Raw genomic sequence first — 15,282 nt, 5'->3', positions numbered from 1 at the left:
TGCGGCCGATGTGGCCGGGGTGGTTCCGACGAACTGCGGGTCGGCTGCAGTGGCGGGTGTCAGGGGTTCCGTGGGCGTCCGGTCAGCTCGTCGACCAGGTGCTCCAGCTCGGTGACGAGCGTGGATCCGTCATCCGGCTCCGAGTCGAGGAGGCGGGGATCGATCAGGCGTACGAGCGCCGCGGTCCGCTCCCGACCCTGGAACCGGAGCGCCTCGGCGACGGCGGCACCGCTCGCGTCACCCGGCCGGTCGTCGCCCTGGACGGCCGCCACCCACGCGGCGATCACGCGCAGGGACCCGGTTCCCGGCCGACCGGCGGCCCGTTCCGCCAGGAGGGTCGACACGATCCGCACCCGCAGCTTGGTGACGCCCTCAAGGGCGATCTGCTGCAGTCGATGTTCGATGCGCGCGTTGTCGAAGCGCCCCAGGAGTGCGGTGCGATACGCCGTCAGCCCGAGGTCGTCAGGCAGGTGGCGCTCCGTCTCGTCCCAGTACTCCTCGACCCAGGCCCGGCACTGCTCGTCGCCGACCGCCTCGGCGACCGTCGCATGACCGCGCAGCGGGCCCGCGTAGGCGAGGAGGCTGTGGGCGCCGTTCAGCAGCCGCAGTTTGCGTTGCTCGTAGGGCTCGAGGTCGTCGACGAACCGGGCACCCGCGGACTCCCACGCCGGCCGCCCGGCAGGGAAGTCGCCACTGAGCACCCAGTCGGTGAAGGGCTCGGTGACGACGGGAGCGGCATCGGTGAATCCGGTGAGTTCCGCGGCCGTCGCCTCGTCGGCAGGCGTGGGACGCGGCGTGATGCGGTCGACCGAGGACGAGACGAACGAGACTTCGTCGGCGATCCACCGAGCGGTCTCCGGGCGGACCCGGTCGGCGAGGGCGAGCATCGCGCGACGGACGAGCGCACCGCCGTCGGCGATGTTGTCGCACGGCACGATCGCGATCGAACCGGCCCCGGCACGACGACGGGCTTCGAGGCCGAGGAGCAGCCGACCGAGCGTCGTGGTCGGTCGGGCGTCCCGGAGGTCCGCCCCGCCGTCCAAGGCGTCCGACAGCAGGGCGACGTCATGCTCGACCGCCGGATCCGACGCGTCCGGCTTGCCCTCGGCATCGAGCCGGTACCCGGACTCGGTGATGGTGAGGGTGACGATGGCGGTGGTCTCAGCGGCGAGGAGGTCATGGAGCCGTGCGACGTCGGCACCGTCCCGTGCCTCGACGATCGAACCGACGATCGTGGCCGAGTCGCCGTCCGCCGAGCGCTCGACGACCGTGTAGAGGCAGTCCTGAGCGTCCAGGTCGACTGCGGCCTGCGGACTCCGGCCGGTGAAGGCGGCGATGCCCCACTCGTGATCGGGGTCGGCGAGCTGGGTGTACCAGGCCTGATGGGCGCGGTGGAAGGCGCCGAGTCCGAGGTGGACGATCCGGACCGGCGCCGATGGGAACTCGGGCAGCCGCGCTCGGGACAGACGCGGGACCGCCTCCTCCCCCGGCCCTGCGGCGACACCGGCCACGTCCGTCACGGTGCTCACAGCTTGAACACCCGTCGCGGCTGGTCGACGACGAGGTCGAGGATGATGCGTTCGGCCGTCGCCTCGTCGATGCGCCCCTCCCGCACGAGTCGCGCGAGGAAGGACGCGTCGAGGCGCCGGGACATGTCGTGTCGGGCGGGGATCGAGAGGAACGCCCGCGTGTCGTCGATGAAGCCCGATCCGCGTGAGAACCCGGCCGTCTCCGTCACGGCGGACCGGAAGCGCAGGACGGCGTCGGGCGCGTCGAGGAACCACCACGGTGCGCCGACGAAGACACTCGGGTAGAACCCGGCGAGCGGTGCGATCTCCCGCGAGTAGCTCGTCTCGTCGACACTGAACAGGACGAGGTGGAACCCCGGAGCCGTGCCGAACCGCTCCAGCAGCGGACGCAGGGGGCGGACGTAGTCGGTGCGGACCGGGAGGTCATGCCCGGTGTCCGGTCCGAAGCGGGCGAGCGTCGGCGCGTGGTGGTTGCGGTGGACGCCGGGGTGCACCGTCATGACGAGGCCGTCCTCGACGCTCATCCGCGCGCTCTCGAACAGCATGTGCGCGGCGAACCGCTCGAGGTCGGCGGTGTCGGCGGTGCCCGACAGTGCCCGGTCGAACAGTGCTGCGGCATCCGCTTCCTCGAGTTCGAGCGTGAGGGGCTGCGGGACACCGTGGTCGGCCGACACCGCCCCGTGTTCGATGAAGTGGCGACGGCGCCCGGCGAGCGCTTCGAGGTAGCCACGGTAGCTGCCCTCCGGCGTCCCGTTCCAGGCGGCGAGCGAGGCGACCCGCTCCGCCCACCCGGCCTTGGCCGGGTCGAGGTACGCGTCGGGCCGGAAGGTCGGCAGGACGCGCCCACTGAAGGTGGGGTCCGCCGCGAGGGCGGCATGCGCGGCGAGGTCGTCCATCGGGTCGTCGGTGGTCGCGAGCACCTCGATGCGGAAGCGGTCGAACAGCGCACGCGGACGGAACGCCGGCGCTTGGAGCGCCTCGTGGACCGTGTCGAAGAGCCGGTCGGCGTTCGCTCCGTCCGGCTGCTCCGTGACACCGAACTGCTCACCGAGGATCGAGCTCAGCCAGTACCCGGAGGCGGTGCCGGCGTACAGGTGCCAGTGTTCGCAGAACCGTCGCCAGGCGTCCCGCGGCGCGGCGACGGCACCACCCTCCGCGAGGTCGGGCACGCCGACGTCCGCGAGAGAGAACCCGGCGGCGTGCAGCAGGCGGGTGACGTAGTGGTCGTGCCGGAGGAACAGCTCGGTGGCGTTCGCGAACGGGGTGTCCTCGACGAGGATCGCCGGATCCACGTGCCCGTGCGGCGAGATGATCGGCAGGGCCTCGACCGAGCGGTAGAGCGCCCTGGCGACGTCGCGCGTCCCCGGGTCGGCGGGGAGGAGGCGGTCTGGATCGTTCTGCAGCGTCATTGGCACGCCTCCATTGAAACCGGGGGACCGCGGTCTGTCAACCGATTGCCACACCCTTCTGGCAATCGCTTGCCAGATCGATGACCGTCTGCGAGACTGATCCCGCTTCCGCCCGGAACCGTCGTGGTCCAACACCACTGAAACGCTTCAGCGACGCGAGGAGCAGACCCCGCTATCAAAGGAGATTGCAGTGGCAAACAGCGTTCGTATCGGAATCGCGACCGCGGGAATCCTCGCCCTCGCACTGACCGCGTGCTCGGGACCGGGTGGCGACGACTCGGCCGACGGCCCGGTGACGCTCGAGTTCTGGGCCTGGGGCTCGAACATCGACAAGCGCGTCGAGGTGTGGAACGAGGCCAACCCCGACATCCAGGTCAACATCTCGCAACCCGCGAGCGGAGCGGACATGCCCGTCCGCGTCCTGAGCGCCGTGCGTGCCGGTGACGGCCCCGACATCGCGCAGGCCGAGTACACGCAGTTGCCGACCTACGTGTCGGCCGGCGTCCTCGCCCCACTCGACAGCGCGAAGCAGGACCTCGAGGAGGCCTACTCCCCCACGGTGCTCGAGAGCGTGTCCTTCGACGACACCGTCTACGGCGTCCCGCAGGACCTCGGACCGGCGCTCTTCGTCTACCGGAACGACCTCTTCGCGCAGTACGGTCTCACCCCGGCCGCGAGCTGGGACGACTTCCGAGCCCTCGCGGAGCAGGTCCGCACCCTCGACGGTGACCGCTACCTCTTCAATTTCAGCTCGATCGACGCCGACCAGTTCATGGGACTCGCCCTGCAGAACGGCGCCCAGTGGTGGGACTACTCCGACGAGCAATGGGGTGTCGACATCGACAGCGCCGAGACGCAGGAGGTCCTGGACTTCTGGCAGGGCATGGTCGAGGACGATCTCGTGAGCACCTACCAGACCGGCAGCCCCGAGCAGATCGAGGCGACCGCGAGTGGCCGGGTGCTCGGCACGATCGCCGGCGCCTGGGCTCCCGGTCCGCTGCTCAACCAGTACCCCGACACGGTCGGGCTCTGGTCGGCCGCGCAGATCCCGCAGTGGGACGCCGCCGATCCGCGGGTCTTCGCCCGCGGCGGCTCGGCCAACGTCATCCTCAAGGAGAGCCCGCACTACGATCAGGCGCTCGAGTTCATCACCTGGCTGAACGCGTCCGATGAGGGCGCCGAGGGGCTCGTCGAGGTCAACAAGTTCACCGGTGCCCTGCACGGCCAGGAGATCGACCGCACGCCGCCGGAGCTCATGCCCGAGGACACCACCTACTGGCCGAGCGCCACGGAAGCGGCGTCGAAGCTCGTCACCGTGCAGTGGGGCCCGAACACGCAGGTGGCCTTCACCGCCATCACCGACGAGCTCGGCAACGCCATCGAGGGGACGAGCCCGTGGGCGGACGTGCTCCCGAAGGTGCAGGACATCGTCGAGAAGGATCTGGCCGGCTGATGACCGCGCCGACCATCGAGCGGGGCCGCGGTCGGACGGAGGACGATCCGACCGCGGTCCCCACCAGACGGCGCGTCTCGCTGACCCGCCCGCACCACCTGTTCGCCTGGGTGCTCATCGCTCCCGCTGTGGTCCTGTTCGTCTTCGTGTTCGTCATCCCGATCGTGTACTCCGGCGGGCTCAGCCTCATGGGCACCGCGGCCGGCGCGAGCGCGTACGGCGTGCGCGAAGAGGTGTTCGTCGGCCTCGGCAACTACACCAAGGTGCTCCAGGACCCGACGTTCTGGATGAGCCTCGGCAACCTCGCCGTGTACGCACTCTTCCTCGTGCCGATCATGATGCTCACGGCGATGCTGTTCGCGCTGCTGCTCGACCTCCCGAGAGCCCACCTCCGCGCCTTCAGCCGGATGGCGATCTTCCTGCCGTACGGCGTGCCGAGCGTCATCGCGGCGCTCATGTGGGGGTTCCTGTACGTGCCCGAGATCAGCCCGATCTACCAGCTCGCCGAGACCTTCGGCCTGGAGTTCCCGACATTGCTGCGCGGCGACCTCGTCATGACGGCGATCATCAACGTCGTGCTGTGGGGCGGGATCGGCTTCAACACGATCATCCTCTACACCTCGCTGCAGTCGTTGCCGAAGGAACAGATCGACGCCGCCAGGATCGACGGCTGCAACGAACCGCGCATCGCCTGGTACATCAAGCTGCCCCACATCGTGCCTGCCACGATCCTCACCGGACTCTTCTCGATCATCGGCGCCCTCCAGGTGTACAGCGAGCCACAGATGCTCTCGAGCCTCACCCCGGCCATCAGCTCGACCTACTTCCCGTTGATGCGGGTGTACCGGGACGCCTTCGCCCACGACGACCTCAACTCGGCGTCGGCGGCATCCATCATCCTCGCCCTCGCCACGGTACTGCTGTCGCTTTTGGTGCTCGGCGGGCAACGCCTCGCAGCTCGGAGGAACGCATGACCACCACCGCACGCACCGCGGAACGCGCAGAGGAGGACCGTCGCGCTCGCGAGATCGTCGTCCGCGCCGATCGCGGCCGCATCCGCAAGCCGAAGGAATCCGTCAGCCTCGTCCACAAGCTCGGCGGGATCCTCCCGACGATCGTCCTCCTGATCGCCGTCCTCTACTTCCTGCTCCCGATGGTGTGGGTCGTGTTCGCCGCCACCAAGAGCACCGGCGAGCTGTTCTCCACGAGCGCGTTCACCTTCGGGTCGAGCCTCGTCGACAACATGACCGACCTGTTCGCCTACGAGAACGGCTCCTTCGCGCGCTGGTTGGGCAACAGCTTCATCTACTCGATCGGCGGCGCTCTCCTGTCGACCGCCGTCTCGGCCGCCGCCGGCTACGCGCTCGCGCTCTACCGGTTCCCGGGCAAGAAGGCCGTCATGGTCGGACTGCTCGCGGGCGTCCTGCTCCCGACGATCACGCTCGCGATCCCGCAGTACATGCTCTTCGCGCAGCTGAACCTCACGAACACCTACTGGGCGGTGCTCATCCCGATCTCGATCACCCCGTTCGGGATCTACCTCTCCTACGTGTTCGCGCGGGGCTCGGTGCCGCAGGAGCTCCTCGAGGCGGCCCGGGTGGACGGGTCGAACGAGGGGCGCACCTTCGTCTCGATCGGCCTGCCGCTGTTGTTCCCCGGTCTCGTGACCGCGTTCCTGTTGCAGTTCATCGGCGCCTGGAACAACTTCCTGCTGCCGTACATCATGCAGTCGAAGTCGGAGCTGTCGCCCATCACGGTCGCCATGTTCCTCATGCTCAACCGTGGCGGTAGCGAACCGGTGCTCTACTCGGTCGCCATCGCCGGGGCGCTCGTCGCCGTCATCCCCGTGGTGATCTTCGTGCTCGTCCTCCAGCGGTTCTGGCGCCTCGACCTCATCTCGGGGAGTCTGAAGTAGCGATGACCATCCCACCGACGACGGAACGGAACCACATGTCCGACACGAACCCGACCGCCCAGCGGCGCCCGCTCACCGGGTACGGCGTGATCGTCCCCTCCGAACGCATCCCCGGTGCGTTCGCGTCCGGAGCCGACTACGCCGAACCGACCATCGTCGGCAACCTCGTCGTCGCCGACGGAGCCGGGTGGACGCGCCATCCCGACTACGACACGAGCGTCCGACGCGGGTCGTTCGCCATCCTGTTCCCCGGCGACCTGTCGCTCGCCGACCCCGGCTTCCCGGCGGAACGCGTCACGGCGTACCTCGACGCCGTCATGCCGATCATCGGTTCGGTCTCGGAGCCCGGCGCGAAGATCGTGTTCGGGAGCGGGACGGCGCGCACCATCCCCGCCGGGGTGGACGTCACGGCCGCCCGCGCGCGGTTCGCCCAGGTCGTCGTCGAGACGCGCGACGCGGCGGAGCGGAACGGAATGCAGATCGTCCTCGAGCCATTGAACCGGGACGAGACGAACCTGCTCAACTCGCTCGAGGAGACGGTCGCCTTCCTCGACGAGTTCGGGATCGACCGCGTGCCCGTCGTCGCCGACCTCTTCCACATCATGCTGGAGGAGGAGCCACTCGCCGTCGTCCAGGCCCTGGGCGACCGCATCGGACACGCCCACATCGCCGACGCCGGACGACGGCCGCCCGGCCAGGGCGACTGGCCGCTCACCGAGTTCATCACGGCCCTGCGTGACGGCGGCTACGACGGCCCCATCACCGTCGAGTGCCTCTTCGAGGACTTCGAACCGGAGCTCGAGGCAGCCCTCGCACACCTCCGCCAGCTCGCCTGAGCCGGTACGGACACCGACCCACCCCACGCACAGAACTGGAGCGAACCCCCGCATGTCCCGACCGCACCGCATCGCCATCGCCGGCGCCGGCATCATCTCGAAGCAGCACGGCATCGTCATCGACCAGCTGCGCGACGAGTTGGAACTCGTCGCCGTCGCCGACCCGGAGCTCGCGAAGGCGGAGGCCCTCGTCGCCGAGCGCGGCGGACGGGCGTTCACGACCCTCGCGGAGGCGCTGGCGCAGACCGACCCCGACATCGTCGTCGTCTGCACCCCCACCGGTCTGCACGCCGACCTCGCCATCGAAGCACTGGAAGCCGGCAAGCACGTCATCATCGAGAAGCCGGCCGACGTCACCGTCTCGCGGACGGACGACATCATCGCCGCCCAGGAGCGCGCCGGCACCGTCGTGACCGTCATCTCCCAGCACCGCTTCGACCCCTCGACGGAGATCGTCCTCGCCGCAGCCGAGCGCGGAGACCTCGGGCGCATCACCTCGGGCATCGCCTCGGTCGACTGGTGGCGCGGGCAGAGCTACTACGACTCCGGCGACTGGCGCGGCACCTGGGCGCTCGACGGCGGCGGCGCGCTCATGAACCAGGGCGTGCACACGGTCGACCTGCTGGTCGCGCTCCTCGGAGGCCCCGTCGAGGTCTTCGGCTACACCGCGCTCCTCGCCCACGAGCGCATCGAAACCGAGGACGTCGCGGTCGGTGTCGTCCGCTTCGCATCCGGTGCGCTCGGCGTCATCCACGGCTCGACGGCCGTCTACCCGGGCCTCGTCGCGCGGCTGCAGGTCCACGGTGACCGCGGCTCCGCGGTCATCGAGAACGACCAGCTGACGTACTTCCACTCCACCCCCGCGGGGATGGAGCGCGCAGAGGCCTTCTTCGGCTCGCAGGGCAAGGACACGAACCAGGCGGCGCAGTTCGCCGACGAGACGCAGGCGGGCTCGAGCGTCGCCGGACAGATGTCGGACGCGCACCTGCACCAGTACCGGAACGTGCTCGCCGCGATCCGCGGGGAGGAGCCGCTCCGCGTGACGCTGGCCGAGAACCGCCAGGCGATCTCGATCATCACCGGTCTCTACGAGTCCGCACGCACGGGCCAGCCGGTCCGCCTCGACGCCGTTGCGGCGGTGGCCCGATGAGCGCGCAGCGGACGAACCGGGTGGCGGCGAACCCCATCCCGTACTGGAGTGCGCGAGGCAAGACCCGCGAGGTGTTCGAGGAGGCCTTCGCCGACTTCCAGCGCATCGGGTTCACCGCGGTGAAGGCCGACATCCCCGAGGGCATGACCGCGGACGAGTACCGCACGTGGATCGGCGGCTACGGCCTCGCACCATCGCTCAGCCTGTTCAGCAGCGCGTTCGACGAGACGGTCGTCCTTGCCGAGGTCCTCGAGGCGGCGAAGACGTTCGGGGCGGCGCAGGCCTCCCTCGGACTCGACCGGACGATGATCTCCTCGATGGCGATCCCGGCGCGCATGGCGGCGCCGGCGATCGGCGCCGACTTCTCCCAGGAGCGTCTCGACCTGGCCATCGAGAACGCCGGCCGGACCTGCGAGGTCCTGCTCGCCGAGGGGATCCGCCCCCTGCACCATTCGCACGTCGGTGGTGTCTTCGAGACCGAGCACGAGATCCGCAGTCTGCTCGACACACTCGGACCGGACCTCATCGGGTTCGGGCCCGACACCGGACACCTCCGCTGGGCGGGAGCTGACCCGGTCGCCATGATCACCGACTACCGCGACCGCGTCGGCGGCATCCACATCAAGGACGTCTACGCCGATCACCTCGACGGCGCGGCGGACGGCGCGCTGAGCTACCACGAGACGTCGCAGACGAAGCGGCTGTGGGCGGAACCCGGGCTCGGCGTGCTCGACTTCGACGCGATCGTCGCGGCGATGCCCGCGGACTACGACGGCGACTACATGATCGAGGTCGACTTCCCGAGCGTCGAGAGCGTCTACGAGTCGCACCGCCTGTCGTACGAGTGGGCCAACCACGCGCTCGATGTCGCGACCCGCTGACCCGGCCGGCCTGAGCCCTCCCGCGGAGGCCGCGGCAGTACGATGGCTCAGGTCGCCGAGGGCGGCGATCGAGAGGAGCGAGCCCCATGAGCACCTCTGACGCATCCGCCGAGATGGTCGCTCCCGAGCCCGGGACGCCCGAACCCACGGCCGGGGTCGTGAAGACGAAACGCGCCGCGACGATCTACGACATCGCGCAGCTCGCCGGCGTCAACCCGTCGACCGTGTCGCGGGCGCTGAGCCGCCCCGGCCGCATCAACGAGAAGACGGCGCAGAAGATCCACGACGCCGCCAAGCAGCTCAACTACGTGGCGAACCCCGCCGCCCGCGCGCTCCCCACCGGGCGCACCGGCACGCTCGGCCTCATCGTCGCCGACATCACGAACCCGATGTTCTTCGATGTCGTCCGCGGTGCGGAGCGCGAGGCCGCCGAGCGCAACTACACGCTCGTGCTCGCGGAGTTCAAGGAGTCGGCGGAGATGGAGCTGCTGACCGCCAGGCGGCTCATGCCGTCGGTCGACGGTCTCATCCTCGCGACCTCGAGGCTCCTGCCCGACGACGTGCGCGCGCTGGGCCAGGAGAAGCCCGTCGTCGTGATCAACCGTCAGGTCGACGACGTCGACAGCATCGTCGCCGACGTCGACCCGGGCCTCACCGAGGCGATCGACCACCTCGCGGAGCTCGGTCACCGGAGGCTCGCGTTCGTCTCCGGGCCGTCGCGCTCGTGGATGTCGCGTCATCGCTGGGACCGCACGCGCGCGTTGTGCGCGGAACGCGGCATCGAGACGGTGCGGGTGCCGTCGACGCAGCCCGACATGGCCGCGGGCAGGGCGGCGGCCACGGCCGTGCTCGATACGGGTGCCACCGCGGTCCTCGCGTACAACGACCTCCTGGCCATCGGCATCATGCTGGAGCTGCGCTCACGTGGTGTCGAGATGCCCACCCGGCTGAGCCTCATCGGCTTCGACGACATCTTCGGTTCGGACTTCACGACACCGGCACTCACGTCGATCCGCAGCCCGCACATCGCCTCCGGCTCCTACGCCGTGCAGACCCTCTTCGCGCACCTCGGGGGCACCGACGTCCCGACCATCACCGACCTCGCGACCACGCTCATCATGCGCGAGTCGACCGCCCCACCGCCCACGGACTGATCCCCCCGTCACCCAGCCCTTCGACAGGCTCAGGGACCGGGTGGCCCCTCGCCCGGGAACGGACCGCGGGGTACGCTCGATCCGATGATCGAGCTGAGCCCGCACCGGACGGAGTGGGCGACGGCGTTCCGACACGAGGCGGCGCGGCTCTCGGACGTCCTCCACGAACGCGTCGACGCGATCGAGCACATCGGGAGCACCGCCGTCCCCGGTCTCGTCGCCAAGCCGATCATCGACCTCGCCGCGAGAGCGACGGCAACCGTCGACCCGTTCGCCCTCGGACCACTCCTGGCCGGGCTCGGGTACGAGCCGAACGCCGCCGGACCGAAGACGCATGCCGTGTACGTCCGCTCGGACGGAGTCCGTCGCACGCACATCCTCCACGTGTTCGGCTCAGACGTGTGGGAGCACTGCAACCAGCGGCTGTTCCGGGACAAGCTGCTGCACGACGCATCCGCTCGGCGCCGCTACCAGGAGCTCAAGCTGGAGCTCGCCAGGACCGACGACGGCCGCGCCTACACGGCGGCGAAGTCCCCGCTCATCGAGGAGCTGCTGAACGAGGAGCGCACAGCGCGCTGCCTGCCGCCGACCGAGGCCTGGGACAAGTAGGGCCGCCCCTCGCGTGGTCTCAGGCGACCAGTTCGATCTCGACGCGCGCGCCGAGCGGCAGCCCGACGACCGCGACCGTGGTGCGCGCAGGGTAGGGCGCCGAGAAGACCGTCTCGTAGACGCTGTTCATCGACGCGAAGTCGGCCATGTCGACGAGGTAGACGTTCACCTTGACCACGTCGGCGAACCCACGACCGGCCGCCGTCAGCACCGACTCGAGGTTGGCGAACACCCGGCGGGTCTGCTCAGCGACATCACCGTTGACGAGGGCTCCGGTCACCGGATCGATGGGCGTCTGCCCGGACAGGTACAGCGCTCCGGTCGGGGCGACCGCGGCATGCGAATACGGCCCGACGGGCTTCGGAGCGTGCGGGTCGTTCACCGTGGATCGCGTCATGGCCTCAGCCTAGGGAACGCGGGTGGGTTGCGCCGCGGCTCGACGCGAGGGTCACACTCGGATACTCGCCGAAGCGGGTCGTGTACGACGCGGCGAACCGCCCGAGGTGGGTGAACCCCCACCGCCTGGCGACCTCGGCGACCGTCGCGAGGCCCGGTTCCGCATCCCGCAACTCCTGTCGGACACGATCGAGGCGGATCGACCGCAGGTAGTCGGTGGCGGTGACCTCGTACTCGCGGCGGAACGCCGCCTGCAGACTGCGCAGGCTGATCCCCGCGGCAGCGGCGACCTCGTCGGTACCCAAAGGTCGGTGGGCGTTCGCGACCATGAACTCGACGGCGGCGCGGGCCTTGCTGCTCGGAGGAACCGCCAGATCGGTCCGTGGCTGCAGAGCGAGATGCGGGAAGACCTCGAGCAACGTGACGGCGGCCGCTCGGTTCGCCTCGGCGCGCAGCACCGCGGAACTCCCGTCGTCGTAGATCACGCGCGCGACGGTCGCCACCGTCTCGGTCCAACGCCGCAGGGCGTCGCCCGACGGGCGGAACGTCGTGTCGAACCGGATCGGACCCACCGACCCCTCGGTGTCCGCCGCGACGCCTTCCAAGTACGCACCGCCGAAGTGCATCATGTTGAGCCGATAGTCGATGAGATCGAACTGCGCGGGCCGGTCATTCGCGAACATCGAGGGCACGCCAGGGTGGAACTTCATCGGCGAGCCGAGCAGGTCCATCACGCCCTCGCCACGCGTGAGCCAGGTCACCACGTACTCGTCCTGGGTGAAGGAAGCGCCCGTGATCCGGCCCTCGACCTGCGATGCGCGCAGCGCGAGGTCGGCGTCGCCGATGGACGTGAAGCGGTATCCGAAGTCGGTGGCCGTCGGCTCGACGGTGATCCCGCCGATCTGGTACGCCTCGCGGTAGAGCTCGCGCGCGTCGTCGACGTCGCCCCCCGCGGCCTCGAACCGCTCCGCGGGCCCAGCATTCACGCTCATCCTGCTCAGAATCCCACGACTGTGCCAAAGCTCCACTTCCGGGCGGTCGGCGTTCGTTTATCGGATAACGCCGGTTCGCCGCCGAGCGCCAGGCGTCACCCGATGTACGAGGTGTCGGAGCGGGCCTCTCCCGCCACGACGGCCGTCAGGTCGACCTCCCGGCCGTCGAGCCGGAAGGTGAACCGCCCCGTCTGCTCGACCGTCGGCGTCTCCGTGAGGTACTGGCGGAGTTCGGCGCGTTCGCTCTCGTGCAGCCAGACCACCGGGTCGGAGGTCGACTTGAACTCGAGGATGGCGGCGACGTCCTGGAGCATGCGACGTTCGACGGGGTCGAGGAGGTTCCGGGCGCTGCGGAAGTAGACGGCGTCGGGGTCGACCTCGTAGACGTCCTTGAGCCAGACGCGGTTGACGGAGTCGACGATGGAGTTCCACGCCCCGACGCCCGACGGGTCGCCGACCCGTTCGGCGTTGTCCCAGAACGGACCGACATCCGGCCCCACGCGCGCGCCGTCGAACACCCCGATGGACGGGATCATTGGGACGCCGCAGCCGAGCAGGTACACGTCGTCGCCGACCGTCTCCCTGATGAACGAGATCGCATCCCGGTAGGCGGTCTCGCGGTGGACGTCCTGGTGCCGCCGACCGGTGACGGCCCCCGCGTACATGAAGTCGAGCTTGAGGTAGCTGAAGCCCCACCCGGTGACGCGCTCGAAGACCTCGCGGAGGTGGTCCTGCACCTCCCGCTGCGTGGTGTCGAGCGAGTAGTAGTGGGAGTTCCAGTTGTAGCCGGTCGCCAGCGGGCGCCCGGCGTCATCCTGCACGAGGAGGTCGGGGCGCTCCCGCGCGATCGTGGACTCGGGAAGCGCGATCATGGGGGCGAGCCAGAGCCCCGGGCGGAACCCGGCTTCGGCGATGCGACCGGCGGTCGCCTGCATGCCGGACGGGAAGTCCGGACCGGCCGTCCAGTCGCCCACGATCGGCTCCCAGCCGTCGTCGAGCTGGAACACGTCGAAGGGGTACCCGGTGAGGTCGGCGACGGTGCGGGTGACCAGCTCCTCGTCGATGCCCTCGTAGTAGGAGTACCAACTGCTCCAGACGCGACCGGCGCGCTGTGAGCGCCGCCCGAGCCGTTCGGACAGGATGGCAGCGTAATCGGCGAAAGCCTGCTGCTCCGGTCCGAACGTGACGAACCACTCGGCTTCGTCGGTCTCGCTCCGCGCCCACATCGTGTTGCGGTCGGCACCGACCCGGGGGTTGCCGAGCCCGAGGGTCCCGATGAGCAGCACGGTGCCGTCCTGTCCCGTGATGGCACCGACACCACTGCCGGAGTGGAGGTGCGGGGTCTCGTTGACCGCGTCGTCGGCGGTGAGCAGCCGGTCGGGGTTGTCCTTGATGCCGATGGTCTCGCCGTCGGTGGTGGTCCACCCGCTCGGGCTCCACGAGTTCCAGCCGTGCCGGTAGAAGCCGGTGTCGCCGAAGGGGTGGAGGAGCGCGACCGGACCGGCGGGCACGACGAACCCCGTGCTCGTGGCCGTCGGTTCGCCGGCGAGGTTCGCGGGGATGCGGAGGTCACCGAAGGTGAAGGTGTGCAGCATGGCCGGCTTTCTCTCTGGGTGGGTGCGCGCTCGGAATCGACGCGGGTTTCCCGACTGCCACCACGGGGCTGCCGCGGGTAGAGTCGAGGAGGCGGAGTTAATACTGCAACGTGCCGTGAAAAGTCGCAAGAGGGGAATGGGAATGCCTCGAGAGGCGATGGTGGAGCCGTCCGGCGGATCGATGGGCAGTCGTTCGTTGCTCCGGAGGATGAACTCGCTCGGTGTGCTGCGCGCCCTGCTCCCGCAGCCGCTCACCCTGCGGGAGCTGGCGAACGCGTCCGGGCTGTCTCGGACGGCCATCGACGCGATCGTCACGGACCTCGTCGCGATGGGCTGGCTCGAATCCGCCGAACGCGCCTCGGCGTCCCGGATCGGCAGACCCGCCACCGCCTTCAGCGTGCGGGCCGGACTCGGCCATCTCCTGTCGCTCGACATCGGCGCGAACCACATCCACGCCGTCGTGACCGACCTCGCCGGTGACGTCCTGGGCCAGCGCACGGCTCGCCTCCCAGAGGACACCGGCGCGACCGAGCGCATCACCCTGGCGCTGGCGACCGGCGATGCGGTGCTCAGCACCCTCGACCTCACCCGCGGGTCGGTGTGGATCGTCGCCGTGGGATCCCCGGGCGCGATCGGCCGGGACGGCGAGGTGCTGCACTTCGGCGGGACGGGGCTGCCGGACTGGGTCGGGCTGAACCTGCGCGAGCGGTTCGAGCGGGAGTTCGACGGAGCCGTCCTGGTGGAGGGCGACGTCGCGCTCGGCGCCCGCGCGGAACTGACCGTCGGCGCGGCACAGGGCCACCGCGACGTCGTCTACCTCCTCTGCGGCGTGCGCACCAGCGCGGCCTCCATCGTCGACGGGAAGGTGCATCGCGGCGTACACGGTGCGGCAGGGATCGTCGGCGAGATGCCCGAACTCCGGTGGTCACGTCTGAACGAGCGGTACGGCGAGTCGGTCCTCGGCTCACCACGGCCGTCCCGCGAGGAGATCTTCGATGCGGCTCGCGCCGGTGATCGGATCGCCCTGGCGGTGATGGACGAGTTCGCGGACGACCTGGCCACCGGCGCGGCGGCCATGGTCCTCGCACTCGATCCGGAACTCCTCGTGGTCGGCGGCGGAAGCGCTCCGGGCGCGGACGTCTTCCTACCGCGGTTCATCAGCACCCTCGGCGAGATCTGCCCGCTGCCACCGGACGTGGTCGTCTCCTCGCTCGGTTCCGAGGCGGTGGCGATGGGTGGCGTCAGCCTCGCGTCCCAGCACCTCGACACCGTCCTGGAGGCGGCGGTCCGCGACCTGGAGCGGTTCCCCGACCCGGACGGAGCGCTGCGGCTCGTCAAGCGGGACGCAGCATCCTGAGCCGTC

Annotated in this window: 14 protein-coding genes; 9 read left to right on the top strand and 5 right to left on the bottom strand. The window is 69.9% G+C overall.

The features are described from left to right. Positions 1-59 precede the first annotated feature (59 nt). Both ITJ66_RS01595 and uxaC read right to left on the bottom strand, forming a co-directional pair. Positions 60-1,529 carry a mannitol dehydrogenase family protein gene (locus ITJ66_RS01595; protein ID WP_240043989.1) on the bottom strand — a complete coding sequence of 490 codons (1,470 nt, stop codon included), beginning with the start codon at positions 1,527-1,529 and terminating at the stop codon, positions 60-62. Continuing rightward, positions 1,526-2,938 carry a glucuronate isomerase gene (uxaC, locus tag ITJ66_RS01590; RefSeq protein WP_192018938.1) on the bottom strand — a complete coding sequence of 471 codons (1,413 nt, stop codon included), beginning with the start codon at positions 2,936-2,938 and terminating at the stop codon, positions 1,526-1,528. Before uxaC ends, ITJ66_RS01595 begins: the two co-directional genes overlap by 4 nt. A gap of 190 nt (positions 2,939-3,128) precedes the next feature. On the opposite strand from uxaC, the gene ITJ66_RS01585 reads away from it, so the two are divergent. From ITJ66_RS01585 to ITJ66_RS01550, 8 genes are all read left to right on the top strand, one after another. Beyond that, positions 3,129-4,391: an ABC transporter substrate-binding protein gene (locus tag ITJ66_RS01585; protein WP_165766964.1), complete on the top strand. Its 1,263-nt coding sequence runs from the start codon at positions 3,129-3,131 to the stop codon at positions 4,389-4,391. Then, positions 4,391-5,365 (top strand): carbohydrate ABC transporter permease, encoded by a 975-nt coding sequence (locus ITJ66_RS01580; protein ID WP_194643028.1) that lies wholly within the window; start codon positions 4,391-4,393, stop codon positions 5,363-5,365. The genes ITJ66_RS01585 and ITJ66_RS01580 overlap by 1 nt, the downstream gene beginning before the upstream one ends. Further along, a complete protein-coding gene (locus tag ITJ66_RS01575; RefSeq protein ID WP_194643026.1) occupies positions 5,362-6,306 on the top strand; it encodes a carbohydrate ABC transporter permease in 945 nt (314 codons plus the stop codon). The genes ITJ66_RS01580 and ITJ66_RS01575 overlap by 4 nt, the downstream gene beginning before the upstream one ends. Positions 6,307-6,308: 2 nt before the next feature. Then, positions 6,309-7,142: a sugar phosphate isomerase/epimerase gene (locus ITJ66_RS01570; protein WP_194643024.1), complete on the top strand. Its 834-nt coding sequence runs from the start codon at positions 6,309-6,311 to the stop codon at positions 7,140-7,142. A 52-nt stretch (positions 7,143-7,194) separates the two neighbouring features. Next, positions 7,195-8,292 (top strand): Gfo/Idh/MocA family protein, encoded by a 1,098-nt coding sequence (locus ITJ66_RS01565; RefSeq protein WP_194643022.1) that lies wholly within the window; start codon positions 7,195-7,197, stop codon positions 8,290-8,292. Then, positions 8,289-9,173 (top strand): sugar phosphate isomerase/epimerase, encoded by an 885-nt coding sequence (locus ITJ66_RS01560; RefSeq protein WP_137242828.1) that lies wholly within the window; start codon positions 8,289-8,291, stop codon positions 9,171-9,173. The genes ITJ66_RS01565 and ITJ66_RS01560 overlap by 4 nt, the downstream gene beginning before the upstream one ends. An 86-nt stretch (positions 9,174-9,259) precedes the next feature. Beyond that, positions 9,260-10,327, top strand: coding sequence for a LacI family DNA-binding transcriptional regulator (locus ITJ66_RS01555; RefSeq protein WP_228501425.1), 1,068 nt, complete (start codon positions 9,260-9,262; stop codon positions 10,325-10,327). 84 nt (positions 10,328-10,411) lie between these two features. Further along, positions 10,412-10,936, top strand: coding sequence for a GrpB family protein (locus tag ITJ66_RS01550; protein ID WP_194643020.1), 525 nt, complete (start codon positions 10,412-10,414; stop codon positions 10,934-10,936). A 19-nt stretch (positions 10,937-10,955) separates the two neighbouring features. Here the strand turns inward: ITJ66_RS01550 and ITJ66_RS01545 are convergent, their stop codons facing one another. The 3 genes from ITJ66_RS01545 to ITJ66_RS01535 form a co-directional block, all read right to left on the bottom strand. Beyond that, the gene (locus tag ITJ66_RS01545; protein WP_191940016.1) at positions 10,956-11,333 is read right to left on the bottom strand and encodes a RidA family protein; all 378 of its coding nucleotides are present in this window, start codon (positions 11,331-11,333) and stop codon (positions 10,956-10,958) included. A 4-nt stretch (positions 11,334-11,337) separates the two neighbouring features. Next, the gene (locus tag ITJ66_RS01540) at positions 11,338-12,324 is read right to left on the bottom strand and encodes a helix-turn-helix transcriptional regulator (RefSeq protein WP_194643018.1); all 987 of its coding nucleotides are present in this window, start codon (positions 12,322-12,324) and stop codon (positions 11,338-11,340) included. 95 nt (positions 12,325-12,419) lie between these two features. Next, positions 12,420-13,919 carry a glycoside hydrolase family 36 protein gene (locus tag ITJ66_RS01535; protein WP_194643015.1) on the bottom strand — a complete coding sequence of 500 codons (1,500 nt, stop codon included), beginning with the start codon at positions 13,917-13,919 and terminating at the stop codon, positions 12,420-12,422. Between the two features lie 142 nt (positions 13,920-14,061). On the opposite strand from ITJ66_RS01535, the gene ITJ66_RS01530 reads away from it, so the two are divergent. Beyond that, positions 14,062-15,276, top strand: a complete 1,215-nt coding sequence (locus ITJ66_RS01530; RefSeq protein ID WP_228501424.1) for an ROK family transcriptional regulator — start codon at positions 14,062-14,064, stop codon at positions 15,274-15,276. Positions 15,277-15,282: the final 6 nt, after the last annotated feature.

The sequence above is a fragment of the Plantibacter sp. VKM Ac-2885 genome (assembly GCF_015351205.1).
GTDB lineage: Bacteria > Actinomycetota > Actinomycetes > Actinomycetales > Microbacteriaceae > Plantibacter > Plantibacter auratus.
The sequence above is the reverse complement of the archived record's forward strand: the minus strand, read 5'-3'. Positions and strand labels throughout refer to the sequence as shown.

What these genes read in the sequence shown, in the direction of transcription:
- uxaC (WP_192018938.1), bottom strand. Translation starts at nt 2,938, where the DNA reads ATGACGCTGCAGAACGATCCAGACCGCCTCCTCCCCGCCGACCCGGGG.
- ITJ66_RS01530 (WP_228501424.1), top strand. Translation starts at nt 14,062, where the DNA reads ATGCCTCGAGAGGCGATGGTGGAGCCGTCCGGCGGATCGATGGGCAGT.
- ITJ66_RS01575 (WP_194643026.1), top strand. Translation starts at nt 5,362, where the DNA reads ATGACCACCACCGCACGCACCGCGGAACGCGCAGAGGAGGACCGTCGC.
- ITJ66_RS01565 (WP_194643022.1), top strand. Translation starts at nt 7,195, where the DNA reads ATGTCCCGACCGCACCGCATCGCCATCGCCGGCGCCGGCATCATCTCG.
- ITJ66_RS01545 (WP_191940016.1), bottom strand. Translation starts at nt 11,333, where the DNA reads ATGACGCGATCCACGGTGAACGACCCGCACGCTCCGAAGCCCGTCGGG.
- ITJ66_RS01540 (WP_194643018.1), bottom strand. Translation starts at nt 12,324, where the DNA reads ATGAGCGTGAATGCTGGGCCCGCGGAGCGGTTCGAGGCCGCGGGGGGC.
- ITJ66_RS01570 (WP_194643024.1), top strand. Translation starts at nt 6,309, where the DNA reads ATGACCATCCCACCGACGACGGAACGGAACCACATGTCCGACACGAAC.
- ITJ66_RS01580 (WP_194643028.1), top strand. Translation starts at nt 4,391, where the DNA reads ATGACCGCGCCGACCATCGAGCGGGGCCGCGGTCGGACGGAGGACGAT.
- ITJ66_RS01555 (WP_228501425.1), top strand. Translation starts at nt 9,260, where the DNA reads ATGAGCACCTCTGACGCATCCGCCGAGATGGTCGCTCCCGAGCCCGGG.
- ITJ66_RS01550 (WP_194643020.1), top strand. Translation starts at nt 10,412, where the DNA reads ATGATCGAGCTGAGCCCGCACCGGACGGAGTGGGCGACGGCGTTCCGA.
- ITJ66_RS01560 (WP_137242828.1), top strand. Translation starts at nt 8,289, where the DNA reads ATGAGCGCGCAGCGGACGAACCGGGTGGCGGCGAACCCCATCCCGTAC.
- ITJ66_RS01535 (WP_194643015.1), bottom strand. Translation starts at nt 13,919, where the DNA reads ATGCTGCACACCTTCACCTTCGGTGACCTCCGCATCCCCGCGAACCTC.